This is a genomic window from Acidovorax sp. CCYZU-2555 (assembly GCF_018413525.1).
GTDB lineage: Bacteria > Pseudomonadota > Gammaproteobacteria > Burkholderiales > Burkholderiaceae_C > Comamonas.
The window spans coordinates 1-22,551 of sequence record NZ_JAHCDD010000087.1; the positions used below are offsets into that span (position 1 = coordinate 1).

Consider the following 22,551-nt stretch of genomic DNA (forward strand, 5'->3'; position numbering starts at 1 on the left):
CGCGCCAGCTCGAAGCCGAGTTCGTGTTCCCCTATCTTGCGCATGTGGCGATGGAGCCGCTGAACTGCACGGTGCGGCTGTCGGCCGACCGCGCCGAAATCTGGGTCGGCACGCAGAGCGCGGGGCTGGATGCGGCCGCGGCGGCGCGCACGCTGGGCCTCCAGCCCGAGCAGGTCATGCTGCATGTGCAGATGGCGGGCGGCGGCTTTGGCCGGCGCTTTGTGGGCTCCAGCGACTACGTGGTCGAAGCCTGCGAGATCGCCAAGGCCGCGCGCGCCGCGGGGCTGGACGCTCCCGTGCGGCTGCTGTGGAGCCGAGAGGACGACGTCAAGGGCGGCTACTACCGGCCCATGCACCTGCACCGCGCGCGCATTGCTTTCGACGAACGCGGCAAGGTGCTGGCCTGGGACCACACCATCGTCGGCCAGTCGATCCTCACGGGAACGGTGTTCGAGAGCTTTCAGGTCAAGAACGGCATAGACGCTTCGGCCACGGAAGGCATGCGCGACCCCTATCCGCTGCCCATGCGCCTGACCGTGCACCATCCAAAGCGCAATGTGCCCGTGCTGTGGTGGCGCAGCGTGGGCTCCACGCACACGGCGTTCGTGATGGAGACCCTGCTCGACGAAATCGCGCGCAGCACGGCCCAGGACCCGGTCTCCTACCGCATGGCGCTGTTCGGCGAAAAGCACCCGCGCCATCGTGCGGCGCTGCAGCTGGCCGTGGACCGCAGCGGCTATGGCAAGAAGCCACTGCCTCCAGGCAGTGCCTGGGGCGTGGCGGTGCACGAGTCGTTCGAGTCGGTGGTGGCCTATGTCGTCGAGGCGGCGATCCAGGACGACCAGCCCCGGCTGCTGCGCGTCACGGCCGGCGTGCACTGCAATCTCGCGGTCAACCCGCGCAGCGTCGAAGCCCAGGTGCAGGGCGCGGCCGTGATGGGCTTGTCGATGTGTCTGCCCGGGGCGGCGATCACGCTCAAGGACGGCGTCGTCGAGCAGAGCAACTTCGGCGACTTCACGGTGGCGCGCATCACCGATGCGCCGGAAATCGCCGTGCACATCGTTCCCAGCGCCGAGCCGCCCACGGGCATGGGCGAGCCCGGCCTGCCGCCGCTGGCGCCGGCGTTCGCCAATGCCGTGGCGCGGCTCACGGGCCAGCCGGTGCGCGAACTGCCGTTCAAGCGTGCCTGAATGCGCGCGCGGCCGGCCCTCAGGCCGCCGCGCGCAGCTGCTCGAGCAAGGCCTGCACCGGGTGGCGCAGCTGGCGTTCGGACAGGCGCTTGACCTGGCTGCGGCAGGAGTAGCCCGCGGCCAGCGAGACTTCGGCGGCGGCTTCGGCCGGCAGCTTGCGCTCCCAGGACTGGGCGTAGATCTTCTTTGACGTCGCCAGGTTGCGCTCTTCGTGGCCGTAGGTGCCCGACATGCCGCAGCAGCCCACGGCCTGGGCGCGCAGCTTGAGCCCGCGGCGCGCGAAGACCTGCACCCATTGGTTGCTGCTGTCGGGGGCGTTGGTCGATTCGGTGCAATGGGGCATGAGCGTGAACAGCGGACTGTCGGCCTGGGCCGGCAGCGCTTCGGGCAGGGCCTGCAGCAGCCATTCCTGGGGCAGCGCGACCTGGGGCACGCTGCCTATGCCCGCGACTTTCTGGTACTCCTGGCGGTAGGTCAAGGTCATCGCCGGGTCCAGGCCCACAAGCGGAATGTCGAACGCGGCCAGCGCCGACAGTTCGCGCGCGTTGCGTATCGCGGCCTGGGCGAATGCGCCCAGAAAGCCTTGCACATGCAGCGGCTTGCCGTTGGGGTTCAGCGGCGCGAGCCATACCTGGTAGCCCAGGCGCGCGGCGAGCTCGATCAGCGCGGCCAGCGGCTCGGGATCGAAGTAGCGCGTGAAGGTGTCCTGCACGATCACCACGCTGCGCGCGCGCTGCTCCTGGCTCAGGGCCTGCAGCGCCTGCGCCTGCGCGGGCTGCACGTTCCAGCGCTTGAGCACTGCCTGCAGATCGAACTGGCTCAGCAGCGGGCTGTCGACCATGCCTATGTGCTTTTGCAGCAGGCGCCGCACCCAGCCCGCACCCATCAGGCCGTTGTAGACCGCGGGCATGCGCGCCATCCAGGGCATGGTCATCTCCAGCGAACCTATGAGGTAGTCGCGCAGCGGGCGCAGATAGCGCTGGTGGTAAAGCTCCAGAAAGCGCGCGCGGAAATCGGGCACGTTGACCTTGACCGGGCATTGGCCGGCGCATGACTTGCAGGCCAGGCAGCCCGACATCGCGGAATAGACTTCGTGCGAGAAGTCGGTTTCGCCGCGGTCCGCGGCGCGGCTGTTGCGCCAGCGCGTGGCCAGGCTGCTCACAAACGCCGGCTTCGCGGCCGCGGCCTGCAGCACATCGACGCCGGCCGCGCCCTGCAGCCGCAGCCATTCGCGCAGCAGCGAGGCCCGGCCCTTGGGCGAATGCACGCGCTCGCGCGTGGCTTTCCACGACGGGCACATGGCGTCGTCGGGGTCGAAGTTGTAGCAGGCGCCATTGCCGTTGCAGTGCATGGCCGCGCCGAAGCTTTGCCAGACGCGCTCGTCGATCTGGCGGTCCTGTTCGCCGCGCAGCGGCACGCCGTCGACCTTGAGCAGCAGCGTCTTGGCTTCGGCCGGCGTGGCGATCTTTCCCGGGTTGAACTGGTTGTGCGGATCGAACGCTGATTTGAGCTGCTGCAGCGCAGGGTAGAGCTCGCCGAAGAACGCGGGCGCGTATTCCGAACGCACGCCCTTGCCATGCTCGCCCCACAACAGACCGCCGTAGCGCTGCGTGAGTTCGGCCACGCCGTCCGACACCGGCCGCACCAGCGCCGCCTGGCGCGGGTCCTTCATGTCGAGCAGCGGCCGCACATGCAGCACGCCCGCGTCTACATGGCCGAACATGCCGTATTGCAGGCCATGGCTGTCGAGCAGGGCGCGGAACTCGGCGATGAAGTCGGCGAGGTTTTCGGGCGGCACGGCCGTGTCTTCGACGAAAGGCTGGGGCCTGGCCTCGCCCTGCACATTGCCCAGCAGGCCGACCGCGCGCTTGCGCATCGCGTAGACGCGTTTGACCGCGCTCTCGCCCACGGCCAGCGTATGGCCCAGGCGCTGCACGCCGGTGTCGCTTTGCAGATGGGCGATGAATTCCTGCACCTTGCGATCGACGGCGGCCGCGTCGTCGCCGCTGAACTCGATGATGTTGATGCCCAGAGTAGGCTGCTGCGCGTCAGCGGGAAAGTATTCGGCGACGCTGTTCCAGGAGAAGTCCTGCATCGCCAGCATCAGCACCTTGGAGTCCACGGTCTCTATCGACAGCGGCTTGAGCGCGAGCAGGGCGCGCGCGTCGCGCAGCGCATCCATGAACGCCGTGTAGCGCACATTGACCAGCACCGAATATTTGGGAATCGGCAGCACATTGAGTTTCGCCTCGACGATGCAGCCCAGCGAGCCTTCGGCGCCGCACAGCACGCTGTTGAGATTGAAGCGGCTGTCGGCTTCGCGCAGATGCGCGAGGTCATACCCCGTGAGGCAGCGGTTGAGCGGCGGGAACTTGGCGGCGATCAGTTCGGCCTGGGTGTCGGCGATGCGCCGCGCCGTGCGATAGACCTGGCCCGCGCGCCCGCCCTGCGCGCAGGCGGCATCGAGCTGCTGCGCGTCCAGGGGCCGGCCTTGCAGGCGGTCGCCGCCCAGCAGCACGAAATCGATGGCCAGCACATGGTCGCGCGTCTTGCCATAGGTGCAGCTGCCCTGGCCGCTGGCGTCGGTGTTGATCATTCCGCCGATGGTCGCGCGGTTGGATGTCGACAGCTCGGGCGCGAAGAACAGGCCATGGGGCTTGAGCGCGGCATTGAGCTGGTCCTTGACCACGCCGGCCTGCACGCGCACCCAGCGCTCCTGGGCGTTGATCTCCAGAATGCGGTTCATGTTGCGCGACAGATCCATCACGATGCCGTCGGTCAGCGACTGGCCGTTGGTGCCCGTGCCGCCGCCGCGCGCCGTGAGCGCGATGTCGCGGTGGGCGGGCTCGGCCAGCAGCCGCGTGACGGTCTGCACATCTTCGGCATGCGCGGGAAACACCGCGGCCTGGGGCTGGCGCTGGTAGATCGAGTTGTCGGTGGCCAGCACGGTGCGGCTCGCGTAGTCGCTGCTGATCTCGCCTTTGAAGCCCGCGGCGCGCAAGGCGGCGAGGAACTCGGCATAGGGGGCGGCGGGCGCGCTGGCGCGCAGGGAAAGTTGTTCAATCATCGGGGGGCCTTGGTCCGGGGTCACCGCAATGATGTGTTCAATACATGCATGAGGTGACGAGGATGCCGAGTATCCATTCGATAATCCCATGGTACAAACGGAAAATTCAGCGGCAATTGCTGCATAAAACTCATGCATTACCGTCGACTGACCCCTTCGATGTCGCTGCTGCTGGTGTTCGAGGCCGCGGCGCGCCATGAAAGCTATACGCGCGCGGCCGAAGAACTCGCGCTGAGCCAGAGCGCCGTGAGCCGGCAGATACAGACGCTGGAGTCGCAGCTGGGCATCACCTTGTTCCGCCGCCAGGGCCGCAGCGTCAAGCTCACGGAACTGGGCCGGCGCTACGCGGCCGAACTCGGCGCGGCGCTGGGCCGCATTCGCGCGGCCACGCTGCAGGCGATGTCGCACCAGGAGGGCGGCGGCGCGCTGCGCCTGGCGACGCTGCCCACCTATGGCTCCAAATGGCTGCTGCCGCGCCTGCACGATTTCTACCGCAGCCACCCGGGCGTGACGGTGCATATCCATTCGCGCATAGGCCCTATCGATTTCAATGCCGAGGAAATCGATGCGGCGATCACCGTGGGCACGGACGACTGGGCTGATCTGCGCGCCCACTGCCTGCACAACGAATTCCTGGTGGCGATCGCCAGCCCCGAGGCCCTTGCTTGCAAGCCGGCGACGCCTGAATGGATCGCTTCGCAGACGCTGCTGACCGTGGCCAGCAATCAAAAGGGCTGGGCGCAGTGGTTCAGCCATTACGGCCTGGACCACCGGCAGATGAAGATAGGGCCCAGCTTCGAACTGACGTCGCACCTGGTGCAGGCGGTGCGCGCGGGCATGGGCGTGGGCCTGGTGCCCAGGGCGCTGATCGATGAGGAAGAGCGCCGCGGCCAGGTGCTGGAAGTCGGCGCGCCCATCGTCAGCGAGCGCTCCTATTACCTTGTCTACCCCGAGCGCAACGAAACGCTGCCCGCGCTGGCGGCGTTTCGCAGCTGGCTGCTGGCGCAGCCGCAATAGCGCGCCCCAACGAAAAACGCACTGCCAAGGCAGTGCGTTCTTCAAGGAAATCGCCAGAGACTCACACCCTGGCGCTTGCCGTATCAGATCCGGGCTTGCTTGCCCGCGGCGCGCGCTTGCGAGAACTTGCCCAGGCCGACGACCAGGATCGCACCGGCCGCGGCAGCGGCGTAGTGCAGCCAGGGGTGGGCCATGGTGTAGCCGTGCAGCAGGTTGTCGTTGACGACGGTTTCGCCGCCGACCCAGCCGATCAGTGCCGCGCCCAGCGTGATGATCACGGGGAAGCGTTCCATCAGCTTGATCATCAGCGTGGAGCCGAAGATCACCAGCGGAATGCTGATGGCCAGGCCCAGGATCAACAGAACCATGTTGCCTTGCGCCGTGGCAGCGACGGCAATCACGTTGTCCAGGCTCATCACCAGATCGGCGATCAGAATGGTGCGGATCGCGGCCATCATCGAGCCGTTGCCCTTGCCATGGCCTTCTTCTTCGTCGCCGCCCGACAGCAGCTGGTAGCCGATCCACAGCAGCAGCACGCCGCCGATGACTTGCAGGAACGACAGTTCCAGCAGCTTGGCGGCAACCACGGTCAGCGCGATGCGCAGCACCACGGCAGCGCCGGAGCCGAACATGATGGCCTTCTTTTGCTGCTCGGGAGGCAGCGATCGTGCCGCGAGGGCAATGACGACGGCGTTGTCGCCGGACAGGATGATGTTGATCCAGATGATCTTGACAAGACCGATCCAGAAGTCGGTGGTGCTGAGAAATTCCATTTTTACTCCACTGTTATGAATATAAAAGCGCCGCAGGCGCGGCGCTCTCTTTTTATGAGTGCGGGCAGTGTAGGCCCGAAATCCCTTGGTTGCAGTTCGTAATACTGCGTAAATCTCCCTCCAGCAGGGTGAAATTCGTGGGGCCTGCGCAGCTTCCTACAATTGCGGTATGCAAGCCCTTTCCCAGTTCTGGCGCGATCCGGCCATGCCCTATGCCGAGAGCCGGCGCGCCTGCGACAGCCAGGCCTGTTACAAACCGCACAGCCACCCGACGTTTTCCATAGGCGCGGTGGACCGCGGCCGCAGCTGCTTCAGCGGCGCGGGCGACAGGCCGGTGACGCTGCAGGAGGGCACGCTGGTGTTGGTGCCCGCAGGCCGGGTCCATGCCTGCAATCCCGAGCCGGGCGGCGCCTGGAGCTACCAGATGCTGCACCTCGACGCCGCCTGGCTGCAGGCCGTGCGCGCCGAGTACGCCGGCGATGCCAACGACAGCGCGCCGATTCGCATCGTTGCCGCGCCTGCCGTCTATGCCCGTTTCTGCGGCCTCAACACGCTGTTGTTCTCCGCTGCCGATGTAGAAGACAAGGAAGCCGCGCTGATCGAATTCATAGGCGAGTGCGATACCGGCCAGGGGCTGCGCGTCGATTCGGGCGCCAGCGCCATGTCTCGCAGCCAAGCGCTGCTGCCCGTGCTCGACTTCCTGTGCAAAGACGCGGCGCACGACACCGACCTTGCCGATCTCGCGCGCCTGGCCGGCATGAGCCGCTTTCAACTGATTCGCGCTTTCCGCGCCGCGACCGGCATGACGCCCCATGCCTGGCAGCTCAACCGGCGCATCAACTTGGCGCGCGACGGCCTGCGCGCGGGCGAAGGCCTGGCCGATATCGCCTACCGCCTGGGCTTTGCCGACCAGGCGCATTTCCAGCGCGTGTTCAAGGCGCATGCGGGGGTGACGCCGGGGCGGTTTCGGGCGTAGTGCATAGAAAACCGGCCCTTCGACAAGCTCTCAAGAAACAGCTTTTTTTGGCAAACAAATCAACGACTTAGAAGGTGGTCGGTTTGGGCAAACGGCGGCAAAACAGTGACCCGTTCGTGGTGAGCTTGTCGAACCATGAACGGCCCGTCCTCATGTTTTGAGCGCAGGCCGTTCACCCTTCGACAGGCTCAGGGCGAACGGGGATTTTGAAGCCCGATGTTTCTTTACAACGCCTTGCGAGACCTCGGTTCGCTTACCCCGCTCAGGGCGAACGGATTCGAGGCAGCGCCCCGTTCGTGCTTCCACGCTCTCGCGCAATTTTCTTCAATACAGGCCGGGCCTGCCCCGCCACACTGCATGCGAACCACCCGTACTTCGCATGCAGCCCTTCCTGATGATCGCCGCAGCGCACTTTCTCGCGCTGCTGTCCCCCGGCCCCGATTTCTTTCTGGTCGCACGCACTTCGCTGGCGACGAACTGGCGCATCGCCAGCGGCGCCTGCCTGGGCATTGCCGCGGCCGATGGCGTGTTCATCGTCGCGGCGTTCGCGGGCACGGCGGTGCTCACGCCCGGCAGCGCGCTGTTTGTCGCGCTGCAGCTCGCGGGCTGCGGCTATCTGCTCTATCTCGGTGCGCTGTTCATTCGCCATGCGGGCGCCACGCCCTTGCAGCAGACGCCTGAAGGCGAGGGCGGAACAAGGCCGGCCGCATCTGCCGCACGCCTGTGGTGGCGCGCTGCGGCCATGGGCTTTGTCTCGGGCATTCTGAATCCCAAGAACGCGCTGTTCTATGCGAGCCTTGCGGCCATGCTCACGGGCCCGTATGCGAGTGCGGGTTGGAAAGCGGTCTATGGCGTGTGGATGTTCTGCATGGTGCTGCTGTGGGATCTGCTGGTCGCGACGCTGATCGGCAACCAGGCCGTGCTGCGGCGCTTTGCGCGCGCCCTGCCCTGGCTGGAGCGCATTTCGGGCGCGATGCTGATTGCACTGGCCTTGGGCGTGCTGGCCGCGCTGTGGTGGCGCTGAGGTTTTTGCACCAAATGGATGCAGTCGGGCATGGGTCTTGCGTGACTGCACTATTCTTGGACATACCCCTCGGCCATCATCGCCATGACCACTCTTTTGTTTTTGTATTCGAACGACAGCCCCTGGCCTCAAGCCTTGCGCGATCAGTTCGCCGCGCAAGGCATCACTTTCGATGCCCAGGCCGTTGACGCGGCGCAGCTGGCGCAGCGGCTGGAGTCCGGCGCGCCGGCGCAGGCGGTCGTCGCCATGCCCGCCGCGCAGCTGAGCGCGGCGCTGGCCGCATGGCCCGACGGGCCGCCCTGTGCCATCAGTTGGATCAGCGCTGCGCCGGAACCGGCCTTGCTCCAACGCCTGCAGGCCCAGGGCCTGGCGGGCTGGTGGCCGCCCACATGCACGGCGCAGGATCTCGCGGCCGGCCTGGCGCTCGATCGTTGGCGCTGGGAAGAGCGCAGCAAACTGCGCACCGCGCTGGCCAACGCCCAAAGCCAGCTCGCCGATCGCAAATGGCTGGAGCGCGCCAAGGGCATAGTCGCCGACGCGCGCGGCACCAGCGAAGACGAAGCCTTCACCTTTTTGCGCAATGCCGCGATGCATGCCAGCCTCAAGCTGTCCGATATCTCGCGCTCGGTGGTGGAGACCGCGTTCTGGGCCGAGTCATTGAACCAGGCCGGCCAGCTGCGCATGCTGTCTCAGCGCATCGTGCGCCTGGCCGCGCAGTCGCTGCTGGGCGTGGACCGGCCGCGTGCGCGCGCGCTGCAGACGGCATCGATCGACAGCGTGCAGGCCAGGCTGCACTTTCTGCAGGCCGTGCCGCATACCCACCCACATACGCCGGCCGTGCAGTCGGCGCTGGCGGTGGTGGTCGACGCCTGGTCGCGCATGCAGCAGGTCTTGGCGGAGAAGACGGGCATGGAGATGCTGGCGCGGCTCGATGTGCAGGCCGAGCATCTGCTGCAGCACGCTGAAAGCCTGGTGCAGGCGCTGGAAAATGCTTCGGGCCGGCGCGCGCTCACGGTGGTCAATCTTTGCGGCCGCCAGCGCATGCTGGTGCAGCGCCTGGGCAAGACCGCCATGCTGGGCGAACTGCAGCAGGACGCGTCGCTGCGCGCCTTGCTGGCCGACATGCGCTCCGAAGTCGAAGTCGCGCTGCTCAAGATGGAGATGACGCCGCTGTCCAGCCCCGAAATCACGCTGAGCCTGCGCGAATCGCGCAAGGCCTGGCTGCATCTGCAGTCGGGGCTCACGCAGCTCGATTCGGTGCGCAGCAGGGCGGCGCTGTGCCGCTCCTGCGACAGCCTGCACGACAATTTCGATCAGCTGACGATGCTGTATGAGAAGAGCCTGCAACTGCTGATGTCCTGATGTGCCTGCGCCCGGCCAAAGCGCGCACGATTCTTGCTGAGTGAGTTCGCGCAGCCCACCCCGCAACGACGCGGGCCAAGCTGCATGAAAACAACGACGTCTACGTCTGGCTCTGCCGTGAAAGCGGTGCGCGCCAGCGTAGGCGTTTTCTTTTGCACGGAGAATATTCGATGGCGGGATTTCGCAGCTTTTTGCAAGCCGGGCATGCACCAACTTTGGGCGCGGCCTTCTTCTACTTCGCCTGCTCGTGTGGCATCTGGGTCATCAATGGAGCGATGGCGCCGTTCATCAGCGAGAGCTTCAATCTGACGCCTGCGCAAAAAGGCCTGATGCTGTCGATTCCCATCGTCGCCGGCTCGCTGATGCGCTTTCCGCTGGGCCTGCTGGCGCAGTACATAGGCCGCAAGAACGCGACCCTGGTCGAGATGGTGGGCATTGCCCTGGCCATGCTTTACGGCTACTTCGCCGTCGACTCGTTCAACGACCTGCTGGCCATGGGCGTGCTGCTGGGCATCGCGGGCGCGAGCTTCGGCGTCGCGCTGTCGCTGGGCTCGGGCTCGTTTCCGCCGCGCTACAAGGGCCTGGCCATGGGGCTGGTGGGCGCGGGCAACATAGGCACGGCCGTGGCCGCGCTGCTGGCGCCGCCGCTGGCCCAGGCTTACGGCTGGCAGACCGTGTACGGCTTTGCGGCGCTGGGCATTCTGCTGCCCATGGCGGTGATGATCGTGTTTGCGCGCGAGCCCGAAGACCGGGCCGAGCACGGCACCATGCGCGAACACGCGGCCTGTCTGTTCGAGAAGGACGGCTGGGCGTTCAGCCTGATCTATGCCGTGAGCTTTGGCGGCTTCATCGGCCTGGCGACTTTCCTGCCCAGCTATTTCTATGACCAGTTCGGCGTGAGCAAGGTCGAGGCCGGGCAACTCACGATGCTGGCCGCTTTCATGGGTGCGATGACCCGCATCTTCGGCGGCTGGCTGTCGGACCACTGGGGCGGCATCAACACGCTCACGGCCGTGCTGGTGGTGATCTGCGCGAGCCTGCTGCTGTGCGGCCTGAGCAGCGCTTCGCTGCCGCTGACCATGCTGTCGTTCCTGGTGTGCTTCGCGGCGCTGGGCGCGGGCAATGGCGCGCTGTTTCAACTGGTGCCGCTGCGCTGGCCCACGACCACGGCCGTCGCCGGCTCGATGATTGGTGAAATCGGCGCGCTGGGCGGCGGCCTGATTCCCGCGAGCATGGGGCTGTCGCAGCAATACACGGGCAGCTACTTCTCGGGCTTTGCGCTGTTTGCGTTCTTCGCGCTGGTGATGCTGGTGATGCTGCGCTTCATGCAGATTCGCTGGACGCGCACCTGGGCGGAAAAGGGCGGGCGCGCACGCGTGACGGCCTGAGTTCAGCGCGGCAGAAAAAGTATCCAGTAGATCAGCGCCACATTGAGCACGGCGCTGAACAGCAGCGCGGCCTTCCAGGCAAACGCCGGATCGCGCGCCGCGAGCGGGCTGCCGGCCGCGGGCGGCAGCGGCCGGGCCGCGCCGCGCTCCAGCGCCAGCAGCAGTTCCTCGGCTGTCTCGAAGCGCTGGGCCGGGGTGCGCGCCACGGCCTTGAGCACGATGGAGTCGAGCCAGATGGGCACTTGCGGGTTGTGCCGGCTGGGCGCCACCGGGTCGCGCCAGTAGCGCCCGCGCTGGTAGGCAATGACTTCGCCATAAGGCAGGCGGCCCGCGCTGAGCAATTGGTAGAGCGTCACGCCCAGCGCGAACAGGTCGGTGCCCGCATCGGCCGGAACTGGCGGGTCGTCCCATTGCTCGGGATTGACATAGCTGGCCGTGCCCGCGTGCAGCGTGCGCACGGCCTCGGGCTCGCGCCCGGTCAGGGCCACGCCCAGGTCGAGCAGGCGCACAACGCCGTCGCGGCCGTAATGCAGATTGGCCGGCTTCACATCGCGGTGAATCACGCCCTGGCGGTGCAGTCCGCCGAGCACGCGCGCGGCCTGCTGGGCGATCGCCAGCACTTGCGCCACGTTGGGTCGGTGCTTTTGTTCTATCCATTGCGCCAGCGTCTCGCCGTCCAGCCACTCGTAGAGCAGATAGAACGCCGAAGGCTCGGCGACCAGCGGCGCGTGCAGGCGCACCAGATGCTGGGCCGTGGGCCCTGTTTGCAGATGGCGCGCGACCCAGGCTTCGTGCGCCAGCGCGGCCCATTCGTGGCGGTCGTGCGCGCGCTGCGGGTGCAGCGTCTTGAGCGCGTACTGCTGGCCGCTGGCTTCATGCAGCACGCGGTAGACGCGGTAGATACCGCTGTCGGCCGCCAGCGCTTCGACCCGCAGGCCGTCGATCATGGCGCCGGGTTTGAGCAGCGGCAAAGAGGGCAGGGCCTGGGCGCGGCGCGTGGTGTCTTCGAGCGTGGCATCGTTGACGCCCAGAACGCGCACCACCACGGCGCTGAGATTGTCGCGGCTGCCCTGGCGCTCGGCGGCATCGGCCAGGCGCTCGGCCAGCGCCTGGGCCTGGTCTTCGCCGGCCCACTGCGCGATCTGCCGCGGCTTGATGTCGTTGTGAATGCCGTCGGACAGCAGCACGAAGATATCGCCGGGCAGCACTTCGCCCTGGCGGTAATCGATGGTCACGCGGTCTTCGAGGCCTATGGCGCGCGTGAGCCGGTGGGCAAAGTCGACGCCGCCCATCACATGGTCTTCGGTCAGCTGCTCGATCTGCCCCTGGCGCAGCAGATAGGCGCGCGTATCGCCCACATGGGCGAGCGTGTAGCTCTGGCCGCGCAGCACCAGCGCCGTGAGCGTGGTGAGCCCATAGGCCGGCTGGCGCCGGCGATTGACGCCGTAGAGCCAGGCATTCTGCGCGCCGACGATGCGGTCCAGCGCCACCGTGGGCTCCCAGGTCGCGGGCGTGCAGAAGAAATCATTGGCCAAGCTGGTCACCGTGGTCTGCGCGGCTTCGCGCCCCCAGCCGCCCGCGCTCACGCCATCGGCCACGGCGGCCAGCATGCCAGCGCCGTCGCCGGGCATCTGCACCGCGGCAAAGTCTTCGTTCACCGCCGCGCGTCCGGGGCGCGAGACCCATCCAATGTCGAGTTCAAAAGGCATGGGGGTGATTGTGACCAGGAAAACGCGTGGCGGGGGGGTGACCGAAACGGTGCGTGGCTTGCACTGGTTTGATGCGCGGGCTACGAGTCTGGCGCGTTTTGGCGCTGCCATGAGGCAAGACACCCTTCGGCAAGTTCAGGGTGAACGGCCTGCCCTAGAGAAAAGAAGCAAGTGCCCCTGGCACAAAACCTGCTTGACCTCCAGCGACGATGCGGGGTAGCGATGCCCTCGTCACCCAGGACAAAGGCGTCCGCAACTTTTCCAGAGCACTCTGTGCCTGTATCCGTTGCGGGCGCCTTTTTTTTTCGAACCGGAGCACAGCGCTCCACCACCGTCGAAGGAAGTCGCATGCCCCACGCGACCCATAAAACACCGATGAAGTTGTTGATTGCAGGCAATGGCATGGTGGGCCACCGCTATGTCGAAGCCCTGATCGAACGCTATCCCGACCTTCCCGCGGCCGGCCTCGAAGTCACCGTGCTGGGCGAGGAGCCGCGCCCGGCCTACGACCGCGTGCACCTGTCCGACTTCTTCAGCGGCCGCGGCGCCGACGATCTGTCGCTGGTGCCCCAGGGCTTCTACGATCGCCCCGGCCTCACGCTGCGCCTGAACGCGCGCGTCGCGTCCATCGAGCGCCGCAACCATACGCTGCAGCTGGCCGATGGTGAAGAGCTGGCTTACGACAAGCTGGTGCTGGCCACGGGCTCGTCGCCTTTCGTGCCCGGCGTTCCCGGCCGCGACCGGCCGCATTGCTTTGTCTACCGCACCATAGAAGACCTCGAAGGCATGCTCGCTTCGGGCGCCAAGTCCAAGAGCGGCGTGGTCGTGGGCGGCGGCCTGCTGGGCCTCGAATGCGCCAAGGCGCTGCGCGACATGGGCCTGCAGACCCATGTGGTGGAATTCGCGCCGCGGCTGATGATGGTCCAGGTCGACGAAGGCGGTGGGCGCGTGCTGCGCACCAAGATCGAAGCGCTGGGCGTGCAGGTGCACACCAGCCGCAATACGGTGGAGATCACCGACGGCGCGACGGCGCGCCACCGCATGGTGTTCGCCGACGGGAGCTACCTTGAAACCGACATGATCGTGTTCTCGGCCGGCATTCGCCCGCGCGACGAACTCGCGCGCCAGAGCCTGCTGGCGCTGGGCCCGCGCGGCGGCATCGTTGTCGACGACCACTGCCGCACCAGCGACCACGACATCTACGCGATAGGCGAATGCGCGGCCTGGCAGGAGCAGGTGTTCGGCCTGGTCGCTCCGGGCTACGACATGGCGCGCGTCGCGGCCGGTCATCTGGCCGGTGACGTCGACGCCGCGTTTCGCGGCGCCGACATGAGCACCAAGCTCAAGCTCATGGGCGTGGACGTGGCCAGCATAGGCGACGCGCTGGGCAAGACGCCCGGCTGCCGCAACTTCAGCTACACCGACGAACTGCTGCAGGTCTACAAGAAGATCGTCGTCAGCGAAGACGGCAAGCGCCTGCTGGGCGCGGTGCTGGTGGGCGATGCGTCGGAATACGGCACGCTGCTGCAGATGGCGCTCAACGCCATGCCCCTGCCCGAATCGCCGGGCCTGTTGATCCTGCCCGCCACCGACGGCGCGGCCAAGCCCGGACTGGGCGTGGACGCCTTGCCCGACACCGCCGTGCTGTGCTCGTGCAACAACGTCAGCAAGGGCCAGCTGTGCTCGGCGATTGCGGGCGGCGTGCAGAACATCGGCGATCTGAAAGCCTGCACCAAGGCCGGGACGTCCTGCGGCGGCTGCGTGCCCCTGGTCACCCAGGTGCTCAAGGCCGAACTCAAGCGCCAGGGCGTGGCCGTGAACAACCACCTGTGCGAGCACTTCCCGTACTCGCGCCAGGAGCTGTACCACCTGGTGCGCGTGGGCGAGATCCGCACCTTCGCGCAGCTGCTGGCGCAGCACGGCAAGGGCCATGGCTGCGACATCTGCAAGCCCACGGCCGCCAACATCCTGGCGAGCTGCTGGAACGACTTCGTTCTCGATCGCAACGGCGCGCCGCTGCAGGACAGCAACGACTACTTCCTGGGCAATATCCAGAAAGACGGCACCTACTCCATCGTGCCGCGCGTGGCCGCAGGCGAAATCACGCCCGACCAGCTGATCGTCATCGGCCAGGTCGCAAAGAACTACGGCCTCTACACCAAGATCACCGGCGGCCAGCGCATCGACATGTTCGGCGCCCAGGTGCACGAGCTGCCGCTGATCTGGCGCGAACTCGTGGACGCGGGCTTCGAGTCGGGCCATGCCTACGGCAAGTCGCTGCGCACCGTCAAAAGCTGCGTGGGCTCGACCTGGTGCCGCTACGGCGTGGATGACAGCGTGGGCCTGGCGATCGAACTCGAGAACCGCTACAAGGGCTTGCGCTCGCCGCACAAGATCAAGTTCGGCGTCTCCGGCTGCACGCGCGAATGCGCCGAGGCCCAGGGCAAGGACGTGGGCATCATCGCCACCGACAAGGGCTGGAACCTCTACGTCTGCGGCAACGGCGGCATGAAGCCGCGCCATGCCGAGCTGATCGCGTCCGATCTGTCGAAAGACATGCTGATCCGCTACATCGACCGCTTCCTGATGTTCTACATCCGCACCGCCGACCGCCTGCAGCGCACCAGCACCTGGCGCGACAACCTCGAAGGCGGCCTGGCCTATCTCAAGGAAGTCGTCATAGACGACAGCCTGGGCCTGGCCGACGAACTCGAGGCGCAGATGGCGCATGTGGTCGGCACCTACGCCTGCGAATGGAAAAAGGCCGTCGACGACCCCGCCGTCGTGCGCCGCCTGCGTACCTTCGTCAACAGCGACGCGGGCGACGCCAACGTGGTCTTCGTGCAGGAGCGCGGCCAGATCCGCCCCGCGACCGATGTCGAAAAACGCAGCGGCCTCAAAGGCATTCCCCTGGTCGAAGAAGCCATTGCCTAGAACACTATTCGGAGAACGCCCCATGAACGCATTAGCCAACGCTGCCGAACTGGCCCCGGCCGGCGCCCATCTGATTGACGCCGGCTGGCACCGCATCTGCGCGGTCGACGACATCTGGCCCGACACCGGCGTCTGCGCGCTGATCGGCACAACCCAGATCGCCATCTTCCGTCTCGCCGACGGCAGCCTCTACGCCCTCGACAACCACGACCCGCACAGCGGCGCCAACGTGCTCTCGCGCGGCATCGTGGGCGATCTGGGCGGCGAGCCTGTGGTCGCTTCGCCTATCTACAAGCACCATTACCAGTTGCGCTCCGGCGCTTGCGTGGAGGCGCCCGAGACGCGGCTGCGCACGTATCCGGTGGCAGTGAAGGAAGAGGTGGTTTGGTTGCAGGCCTGAGGTTGTGGGCCATTGCGTAGCCCTCTGCCCGCCATTCGTCCTGAGCGGGGTAAGCAAGACGAAGTCGCGCAATGCGTAAAAAAAGAAACAGCGGGCCTCAAAATCCCCGTTCGCCCTGAGCCTGCCTCGCCGGCCGCGTCGAAGGGTGAACGGCCTGCGCTCCAGGCATGAGGGTGTCTAGAAAACCCGGGGCGATTCAGGCTGATGGATTTTTGAGTTTCCACACAGCCTCGGTCGATCAAGGTCATCGGAGAGTGTTGGCCGACCGGCCGGAGGGCATCCCTTATAGTGCCGCCGATGACGAATCGACTGCAAGACGAAGTACTCCGACTGTTCCCGCCGCCGCTGCCGGACGGCAGCGTGCGGGCGCTTTGCATCGAGCTGGCCGGCCCGGCCGACTGGAGTTCGCTCGGGGCGCTGTGGCGCGGCGTTCAGGCCGAGCTGGACCTGCCGGCGCCGGGCATTGCCATCAATGGACGCCACGGCTATCAGCTGTGGTTCTCTACGGCCGTGCCAGTTGCTGCGACCGAGGCCGAGTCCTTCGCTGCGGCGCTGCGCCGGCGCTGGCTGGCCCAAGCGGCCCCGCAACGCGTCCGCGTGCTGACGGCCAATCTCGAGGTCATCCTGCCCCCGCAGCAGGTGGCCGTCGAGCAATGGGCCGCCTTCGTGGCCCCAGACCTCGCCCCGGTGTTCGAGGACACGCCCTGGCTCGATGTGGAGCCCGGCGCGGAAGGACAGGCGGATCTGCTGGCCCGACAGCAGACGATCCTGCTCGATGCCTGGCAGGAGGCGATGCGACGGCTCGGCGCGGTGCCTGTACCCGCGCAGCCCGGCCCGCCTGCTGTGACAACCGCACCGCTCGTCAGCCAAGAGAGCGATCCGCACGCCTTCCTGCTGCGTGTGATGAATGATCCGCATGTGGATATGTCGCTGCGCATCGAGGCCGCCAAGGCGTTGCTCTCAAATTGAAAGATGCCTCTGGGGGCGATGCTCCAGAACCCGCCGGAGCAGTTTCCAGCCCGACTGACCAGTAATTCGCCCGCGCACCACCAGCCACTGATCGCCGTGCACCCGCTCTCGGAAGCAAACCAGTCATAGGAGCAGCCAGCCGTCGAATGCCCGGTGACAGCCTCCGCAGTCGTTCAGCGTGTCACCCGCGTCTGACTCAGACCAGCCTAAAACAGCCTTCCCGCCGCCCCTCCCCGGCGCCAACTTTGTCTGAGAACATGCCGAGATACTTTGTACTCACAGAAGCCCGCCCACTTGCGTCCAGCAGTTATTGTTAATAAACGTTGGCTTCGGTGAGCGTCTTCGTGAATCAAAGCTGACGATCCCTGTTGGCCACAACGTCAGAGACCTGGGTGCCCAGCAGCACCTCCTTTAGCCCCACAGGAAAAAGCGCAGGCCCATCCTCTAGGTCGAGTTCCGCCAGATCAAACCAGCGCGCCGTGCAAGGCGCTCCGCTGTCCTCGAAGAATTCAATGACGTCCAGGCCCCCAAAGGCCTGTGCATCAAACTGCACGTGTCCGATGAACAGCACTTCATGGCCGGTGGCGCCATGGTGGGTGTAGATGTTCTCCATCACCAGCGGCGGCCCGGTCACTTCGGCATCGACGCCCAGTTCTTCCTTGAACTCGCGTGCCAGCGCGGTTTGCCAGCTTTCGCCAAACTCCACGCCGCCGCCCAGCGGGCGCACGCCTTTGAGTTGGCCGTGGTCGTCGAAGACTTCGGCCGCAAGCAGCTTGCCTTCTCTCCAGTGCAGCCCAATGGCTTTGACTTTGACGTGTTGCTGGGGTCTCCATGAAGTCATAACGGTGTTTTCTCGTATCGGTTTTTGCCAGGGTGCGCATTCTCGCGCATGAACGTGGCGGTTTCGAGGTGAGCGTCAATCAATGGCGCCACATCATGTGCCAGCGCATTGCCCAGATCGTGGTCGCCTCCCGCGAAGACATGCAGGCGTGCTTGCGGCAGCAGCGTGGCAAGGCGTTGGCCGACGGCGACCGGGCTGATGGGGTCGGCGTCGCCCCATAGCAGCAGGGTCGGGGCCTGGATGCAGGGCAGCGCGGGCGTCAGGTCCAGCCTGGAGTCGATGAACCAGCGCGCAAGCTCAGGGTTCGCTTCGGTGAAAGAGGGGCGCCAGTCCTGGGCGCCGAGATCGCTGATATCCATTCCGCCCGACGTGACCGTCAGCACCAGGTGCGTGATCCATTGGGGGCGCCGGCTTGCGGCCAGGAGCGCGATGGCGCCGCCCATGGACTGCGCGATGAGGGCCGTGGGCTGGTTGATTTCGGCGATGAATTTTTCGGCGAGGTCTTCGATGCCCTGGATGCTGGCGTCGGGCGGCGTAGCGCCAAAACCCGGCCAGCCAAAGTGCACATGGGCTGCGGGGTGGCGCAGCAAGCGCGCCGCTGGTTTCCAGAAGTCGGTATTGCCCGAAGCACCGGGCAGGAAAAACAGTTGGGAGGGCAGAGTCATGGTGTGCGTATGGGGTGGCGCGACAGCTTATCCGACGGCCCACGCCTGTCCCTGAACGTCACCGACCAGCGCAGCGCGCGCGTGGGTTCCACGCAGTGCTGCCAGCCCCAGCGCACTTCGTCCTCCATCACATAGACAGAGCGCGGCTGCACCGCCAGTTCGACTACCTGGCGCGGCAGTTCAGGCTGATAGGGGTAAGGCCGAAAGCGCAGCGTGGCCTCGCCGCCCAGCGACACCCCGTAAATTCCCTCGAAATCGGGCACATCGCGGTGCCAGCCCAGCGGCGTGCCCGGCGCGTATTCGGCGACCAGGGCATGCACCAGGGTGTCGGGAGCCACCCCGCGCCAGGCGGCAACGCGATCGCGCAAGGGCAGCAGGCGTTCGTCCAGCGCCTTCGCGGGTTTGAGTTCGTGGGTGTCGAAGTCGTACGAGCCGCCAAAGCTCACCACGCGCCGGCGCGCGAAGTACTGCTTGTACTTGGCCGCGTGCAGCGGCAGCGAGCGGATGATGGCGATCAGCTCCCTTTCCTCGTCACGGCCCAGGAATTCGGGCTGGTAGACCAGGCCCGGAATCGAGGCCTGCACTTCTTCGTCGCCAAACAGGCTGCATTGGTTCATGGGGTGGCCTTTATTTGAAATTGCGGCTTTCGGTGCGCAGGCGGCCCAGCAGGTGGGACAGGTCGGCCATGCGTTCTGCTATCAGATTGCAGACCGTGCCTTCGCGCTGCCAGCGGCCTTCGACGGCCAGCAGCCGGGAGCCGAGCAGCACGTCGCGCTGGGTTTCGCGCAGGTCGCGCCAGACGATGACCTGGGTCACGCCGTGTTCGTCTTCGAGCGTCACGAAGATCGTTCCCTTGGCCGTGGGCGGCTGCTGGCGCAGGGTCACGATGCCCGCGGTGCGCACGCGCCGGCCGTCGGGAATGCGCCTCAGTTGCTGCGAGGTCTTGAGCTTGTATTTGTCGAGTCGGGGGCGCAGCAGCAGCATGGGGTGGGAGCGCAAAGTCAGGCCCGTGGACGCGTAGTCCCACAGCACTTCCTCGCCTTCGGGCGCTTCGGGCAGTTCGAACTGGGCTTCGTCGATTTGCGCTTCTTTCAGCAGCAAGGGGGCCGTATGGAGTGCAGCGGCATCCCAGACTTGCTGGCGGCGGTGGCCCGAGAGCGTGGCCAGCGCGCCGGCCGCGGCCAGGGCCTTCATTTCGTGCAGTTCGAGGCCGCAGCGCTGGGCGAGTTCGGGCGCGCTGTCGAAAGGCGCGCGGCCGCGCTCCTGCTCTATGCGCGCGGCGGCGCTGCTGCGCAGGCTGGCGATCAGGCGCAGGCCCAGGCGCACGGCGGGCTTGTGTTCCATGTCTTCGAGCGTGCAGTCGTAGGCGCTGTGCATCACGTCGACGGGCCGCACTTGCACGCCATGGCGGCGCGCGTCCTGCGTGAGCTGACTGGCCGAGTAAAAGCCCATGGGCTGGCTGTTGAGCAGCGCCGCGAGAAAGGCCGCGGGTTCGTGGCGCTTGATCCAGCTGGACGCATAGACCAGCAGCGCAAAGCTGGCCGCATGGCTTTCGGGAAAGCCGTATTCGGAGAAGCCCTTGATCTGCTCGAAGATCTGCTCGGCAAAGGCTGGCTCGTAGCCACGATCGGTCATGCCGACCACCAGCTTGTCGCGGTATTTTTCCAGCCCGCCCTTGCGCTTCCAGGCGGCCATGGCGCGGCGCAGGCCGTCGGCTTCTCCTGCGGTAAAGCCCGCGGCGATCATCGCGATCTGCATGACCTGTTCCTGGAACACGGGCACGCCCATGGTGCGGCCCAATGCTTCTTTCAGCGCATCGTTGGGGTAGGTCACGGGGTCCAGGCCCTGGCGCCGGCGCAAATAGGGGTGGACCATTCCGCCCTGGATGGGGCCGGGGCGCACGATCGCGACTTCGACCACGAGGTCGTAGAACTTGCGCGGTTGCAGGCGCGGCAGCATGCTCATCTGCGCGCGGCTTTCTATCTGGAACACGCCTATGGTGTCGGCGCGGCAGATCATGTCGTAGGTTTCGGAGTCTTCGGCGGGGATGTCCTGCATGCTGAAGTCATAGCCGCGGCGCCGGCTGATGAAGTCGAGCGCGCGGCGAATCGCCGACAGCATGCCCAGCGCGAGCACATCGACCTTGAGCAGGCCCGCGGCGTCGAGGTCGTCCTTGTCCCATTCGATCACCGTGCGGTCGGCCATGGACGCGTTCTCCACGGGCACCATGCGGCACAGCAGTCCGCGCGTGAGCACAAAGCCGCCCGTGTGCTGCGACAGGTGGCGCGGAAAGCCTATGAGCTGCGCGGTCAGCGTGATCAACTGCCGCACGGCCAGCGTGTCGGTGGCGATGCCCAGCTCTTCGAAGCGCTCCAGGCGAATGCTGCTGCCGTCGAACCACTGCTGGCCCTTGGCGATGGCTTCGATCACGTCGAGCTCGAAGCCCAGCGCCTTGCCCACGTCGCGCACGGCCGAGCGCGGGCGATAGGAGATCACCGTGGCCGTGAGCGCGGCGCGGTCGCGGCCGTACTTGGTGTAGAGGTACTGTATGACTTCCTCGCGCCGCTGGTGCTCGAAGTCGATGTCGATGTCGGGCGGCTCGTTGCGCTCGCGCGAGATGAAGCGCTCGAACAGCACGGCGGTGCGCGCCGGGTCGACTTCGGTCACGCCCAGGCAGTAGCAGACCGCAGAATTCGCGGCCGAGCCCCGGCCCTGGCACAGGATATTGCGCGAGCGCGCAAACACCACGATGTCGTAGACCGTGAGGAAGTAGGGCTCGTACTTGAGTTCGCAGATCAGTGTCAGCTCGTGCTCGATCTGCGCCTGAACTTTCTCTGGAATGCCTTGGGGCCAGCGCCGGCCCGCGCCTTCGTAGGTGGCCTGGCGCAGATAGCTTTCGGGCGTATGGCCCGCGGGCACGACTTCGTCGGGGTACTGGTAGCGCAGCTCGTCGAGGCTGAAAGCGCAGCGCGCGACGACCTGCAGCGTCTGCGCCATCAGGTCGGCCGGAAAGGTCTGTGCCAGGCGCAGTCGGCTGCGCAGATGGCGCTCGGCGCTGCGCAGCAGCGCGTAGCCGCATTCGGTGAGCGGCTTGCCCAGGCGCGTGGCGGTGAGCACGTCTTGCAGGGGCTTACGCGAGCGCACATGCATGTGGGCGTCGCCCACGGCAACCAGCGGCAGCGCCGTGAGCGCCGACAGCGTGCGCATGCGGTGCAGCCACAGCTCGTCGTCGATGCGGCGCACCAGGTCCACGCCAATCCAGCAGCGGCCCGTGAAATGCGTGAGCGTCCAGCGGCCCATGGCTTCGAGCTGGGCGTCGCTGGCCTGGCGCTCGGGGCACAGCAGCACCAGGCAGTCTTCGAGTTCGGCGCCGCGCAGGCCGTCGAGATCGAGAAAGTACGTGCCTTTCTCCGACGCGCGGCGCAGCTTGGTGATGAACTGGCACAGATTGCCGTAGCCGTTGAGGTTTTGCGCCAGCACCACCAGCGTGAACGGCGCTTCGTCGGCATTGCGCGGCTGTATGCAGAACTGCGCGCCCAGCAGCAGCGCCATGCCATGCGCCTTGGCCGCGACATGGGCGCGCACCACGCCGGCAAGAGAGCATTCGTCGGTGATGGCGATGGCGCTGTAACCCAGCGTCTTGGCGCGCGCCACCAGCTCCTCGGGCTGGCTGGCGCCGCGCAGGAACGTGAAGTTGGATATGCAGCGCAGCTCGGCATACGCGGGCAGAAAGTGGTCCATGGCAAGCGCTCAGCCGTAGTGCCCGTGCAGATACCAGGCGGTTTTATCGCCCGCGAGCCGCGCCTGGAACACCCACAGCAGGCCCGCATGCGGGCTGATGGCGAGCCAGTAGTCGCGCTGCACATTGCGCGTGGGTTCGGCCTGGTCGGCTTCGCGGTCCCACCAGCCGCCTTCGACGCGGTCCGGGCCCAGCAGCAGTTGCAGCCTGCCCTGGTAATACGGCCGGTGCTCGCGCTCGACCAGCAGCAGCGGCTGGGCCATCACCCAGGTGGGCAGCGGCAGCCCGTGCAGGGGCTGGGGCTTGGCGCTGCGGCGCGGTTCCTTGGCCGACCATTGCTGCATCCATTCGAGGCGGTGGTCGGCGCACAGCTGCGGGCGGCGAATGCAGTCTTCGCCCAGCCGCGCCTGGATGCGCTCCAGCGCCAGCCGCACCGACGCGCCCTGGTGCGCGGGGTCGGGAATCAGCGAATGGCTTTGTTCTTCCAGCGGCTCGAC

At 66.5% G+C, this 22,551-nt stretch carries 16 protein-coding genes and 1 pseudogene; 9 read left to right on the top strand and 8 right to left on the bottom strand.

From position 1 onward, the window contains the following. The coding region (locus KHY18_RS23080; protein ID WP_213305523.1) for a xanthine dehydrogenase family protein molybdopterin-binding subunit at window positions 1–1,190 on the top strand (1,190 nt) is incomplete at its 5' end. 19 nt (window positions 1,191–1,209) lie between these two features. Here the strand turns inward: KHY18_RS23080 and ydiJ are convergent. Continuing rightward, a complete protein-coding gene (gene ydiJ / locus KHY18_RS23085; RefSeq protein WP_213305526.1) occupies window positions 1,210–4,257 on the bottom strand; it encodes a D-2-hydroxyglutarate dehydrogenase YdiJ in 3,048 nt (1,015 codons plus the stop codon). 132 nt (window positions 4,258–4,389) lie between these two features. Here ydiJ and KHY18_RS23090 point away from each other — a divergent pair, with 132 nt between their 5' ends. After that, entirely contained in the window at window positions 4,390–5,274 is an 885-nt protein-coding gene (locus tag KHY18_RS23090; protein ID WP_213305529.1) for a LysR substrate-binding domain-containing protein, read from the top strand. 83 nt (window positions 5,275–5,357) lie between these two features. On the opposite strand, the gene KHY18_RS23095 is transcribed toward KHY18_RS23090, so the two are convergent. Beyond that, a complete protein-coding gene (locus tag KHY18_RS23095) occupies window positions 5,358–6,047 on the bottom strand; it encodes a TerC family protein (RefSeq protein WP_213305531.1) in 690 nt (229 codons plus the stop codon). Between the two features lie 169 nt (window positions 6,048–6,216). On the opposite strand from KHY18_RS23095, the gene KHY18_RS23100 reads away from it, so the two are divergent. The 4 genes from KHY18_RS23100 (at window position 6,217) to KHY18_RS23115 (ending at window position 10,797) form a co-directional block, all read left to right on the top strand. Continuing rightward, window positions 6,217–7,023 carry a helix-turn-helix transcriptional regulator gene (locus tag KHY18_RS23100; protein ID WP_213305534.1) on the top strand — a complete coding sequence of 269 codons (807 nt, stop codon included), beginning with the start codon at window positions 6,217–6,219 and terminating at the stop codon, window positions 7,021–7,023. Window positions 7,024–7,402: 379 nt separating this feature from the next. After that, window positions 7,403–8,047 (top strand): LysE family translocator, encoded by a 645-nt coding sequence (locus KHY18_RS23105; protein ID WP_213305536.1) that lies wholly within the window; start codon window positions 7,403–7,405, stop codon window positions 8,045–8,047. An 84-nt stretch (window positions 8,048–8,131) separates the two neighbouring features. Continuing rightward, a complete protein-coding gene (locus tag KHY18_RS23110; protein WP_213305538.1) occupies window positions 8,132–9,409 on the top strand; it encodes an ANTAR domain-containing protein in 1,278 nt (425 codons plus the stop codon). A 170-nt stretch (window positions 9,410–9,579) separates the two neighbouring features. Then, a complete protein-coding gene (locus tag KHY18_RS23115; RefSeq protein WP_213305541.1) occupies window positions 9,580–10,797 on the top strand; it encodes an MFS transporter in 1,218 nt (405 codons plus the stop codon). 2 nt (window positions 10,798–10,799) lie between these two features. Here KHY18_RS23115 and KHY18_RS23120 read toward each other — a convergent pair whose 3' ends face one another. Further along, complete coding sequence (locus tag KHY18_RS23120; protein WP_213305544.1) at window positions 10,800–12,506, bottom strand: bifunctional protein-serine/threonine kinase/phosphatase; 1,707 nt, start codon at window positions 12,504–12,506, stop codon at window positions 10,800–10,802. A gap of 375 nt (window positions 12,507–12,881) precedes the next feature. Between KHY18_RS23120 and nirB the strand changes: the two genes are divergently transcribed. From nirB to KHY18_RS23135, 3 genes are all read left to right on the top strand, one after another. After that, window positions 12,882–15,440, top strand: a complete 2,559-nt coding sequence (nirB, locus tag KHY18_RS23125) for a nitrite reductase large subunit NirB (RefSeq protein WP_213305546.1) — start codon at window positions 12,882–12,884, stop codon at window positions 15,438–15,440. Between the two features lie 22 nt (window positions 15,441–15,462). After that, window positions 15,463–15,840 (top strand): nitrite reductase small subunit NirD, encoded by a 378-nt coding sequence (gene nirD, locus KHY18_RS23130; protein ID WP_213305549.1) that lies wholly within the window; start codon window positions 15,463–15,465, stop codon window positions 15,838–15,840. A 297-nt stretch (window positions 15,841–16,137) separates the two neighbouring features. Then, entirely contained in the window at window positions 16,138–16,809 is a 672-nt protein-coding gene (locus KHY18_RS23135; RefSeq protein ID WP_213305552.1) for a hypothetical protein, read from the top strand. Between the two features lie 349 nt (window positions 16,810–17,158). On the opposite strand, the gene KHY18_RS23140 is transcribed toward KHY18_RS23135, so the two are convergent. The 5 genes and pseudogenes from KHY18_RS23140 to KHY18_RS23160 all read right to left on the bottom strand — a co-directional run. After that, complete coding sequence (locus KHY18_RS23140; RefSeq protein ID WP_213305555.1) at window positions 17,159–17,650, bottom strand: NUDIX hydrolase; 492 nt, start codon at window positions 17,648–17,650, stop codon at window positions 17,159–17,161. Further along, entirely contained in the window at window positions 17,647–18,315 is a 669-nt protein-coding gene (locus KHY18_RS23145; RefSeq protein WP_213305558.1) for an alpha/beta fold hydrolase, read from the bottom strand. The genes KHY18_RS23140 and KHY18_RS23145 overlap by 4 nt, the downstream gene beginning before the upstream one ends. Next, a complete protein-coding gene (locus tag KHY18_RS23150) occupies window positions 18,312–18,932 on the bottom strand; it encodes an alpha-ketoglutarate-dependent dioxygenase AlkB (RefSeq protein ID WP_213305560.1) in 621 nt (206 codons plus the stop codon). The genes KHY18_RS23145 and KHY18_RS23150 overlap by 4 nt, the downstream gene beginning before the upstream one ends. A gap of 10 nt (window positions 18,933–18,942) precedes the next feature. Then, the gene (locus KHY18_RS23155; RefSeq protein WP_213305562.1) at window positions 18,943–22,056 is read right to left on the bottom strand and encodes an error-prone DNA polymerase; all 3,114 of its coding nucleotides are present in this window, start codon (window positions 22,054–22,056) and stop codon (window positions 18,943–18,945) included. A 9-nt stretch (window positions 22,057–22,065) separates the two neighbouring features. After that, window positions 22,066–22,551, bottom strand: a pseudogene (locus KHY18_RS23160) (DNA polymerase Y family protein); the annotation flags it as partial.

Coding starts and splice junctions, on each gene's coding strand:
- KHY18_RS23155 (WP_213305562.1), bottom strand. CDS start 22,056: ATGGACCACTTTCTGCCCGCGTATGCCGAGCTGCGCTGCATATCCAAC.
- nirD (WP_213305549.1), top strand. CDS start 15,463: ATGAACGCATTAGCCAACGCTGCCGAACTGGCCCCGGCCGGCGCCCAT.
- ydiJ (WP_213305526.1), bottom strand. CDS start 4,257: ATGATTGAACAACTTTCCCTGCGCGCCAGCGCGCCCGCCGCCCCCTAT.
- KHY18_RS23115 (WP_213305541.1), top strand. CDS start 9,580: ATGGCGGGATTTCGCAGCTTTTTGCAAGCCGGGCATGCACCAACTTTG.
- KHY18_RS23145 (WP_213305558.1), bottom strand. CDS start 18,315: ATGACTCTGCCCTCCCAACTGTTTTTCCTGCCCGGTGCTTCGGGCAAT.
- KHY18_RS23140 (WP_213305555.1), bottom strand. CDS start 17,650: ATGACTTCATGGAGACCCCAGCAACACGTCAAAGTCAAAGCCATTGGG.
- KHY18_RS23090 (WP_213305529.1), top strand. CDS start 4,390: ATGCATTACCGTCGACTGACCCCTTCGATGTCGCTGCTGCTGGTGTTC.
- KHY18_RS23135 (WP_213305552.1), top strand. CDS start 16,138: ATGACGAATCGACTGCAAGACGAAGTACTCCGACTGTTCCCGCCGCCG.
- nirB (WP_213305546.1), top strand. CDS start 12,882: ATGAAGTTGTTGATTGCAGGCAATGGCATGGTGGGCCACCGCTATGTC.
- KHY18_RS23110 (WP_213305538.1), top strand. CDS start 8,132: ATGACCACTCTTTTGTTTTTGTATTCGAACGACAGCCCCTGGCCTCAA.
- KHY18_RS23100 (WP_213305534.1), top strand. CDS start 6,217: ATGCAAGCCCTTTCCCAGTTCTGGCGCGATCCGGCCATGCCCTATGCC.
- KHY18_RS23105 (WP_213305536.1), top strand. CDS start 7,403: ATGCAGCCCTTCCTGATGATCGCCGCAGCGCACTTTCTCGCGCTGCTG.
- KHY18_RS23120 (WP_213305544.1), bottom strand. CDS start 12,506: ATGCCTTTTGAACTCGACATTGGATGGGTCTCGCGCCCCGGACGCGCG.
- KHY18_RS23150 (WP_213305560.1), bottom strand. CDS start 18,932: ATGAACCAATGCAGCCTGTTTGGCGACGAAGAAGTGCAGGCCTCGATT.
- KHY18_RS23095 (WP_213305531.1), bottom strand. CDS start 6,047: ATGGAATTTCTCAGCACCACCGACTTCTGGATCGGTCTTGTCAAGATC.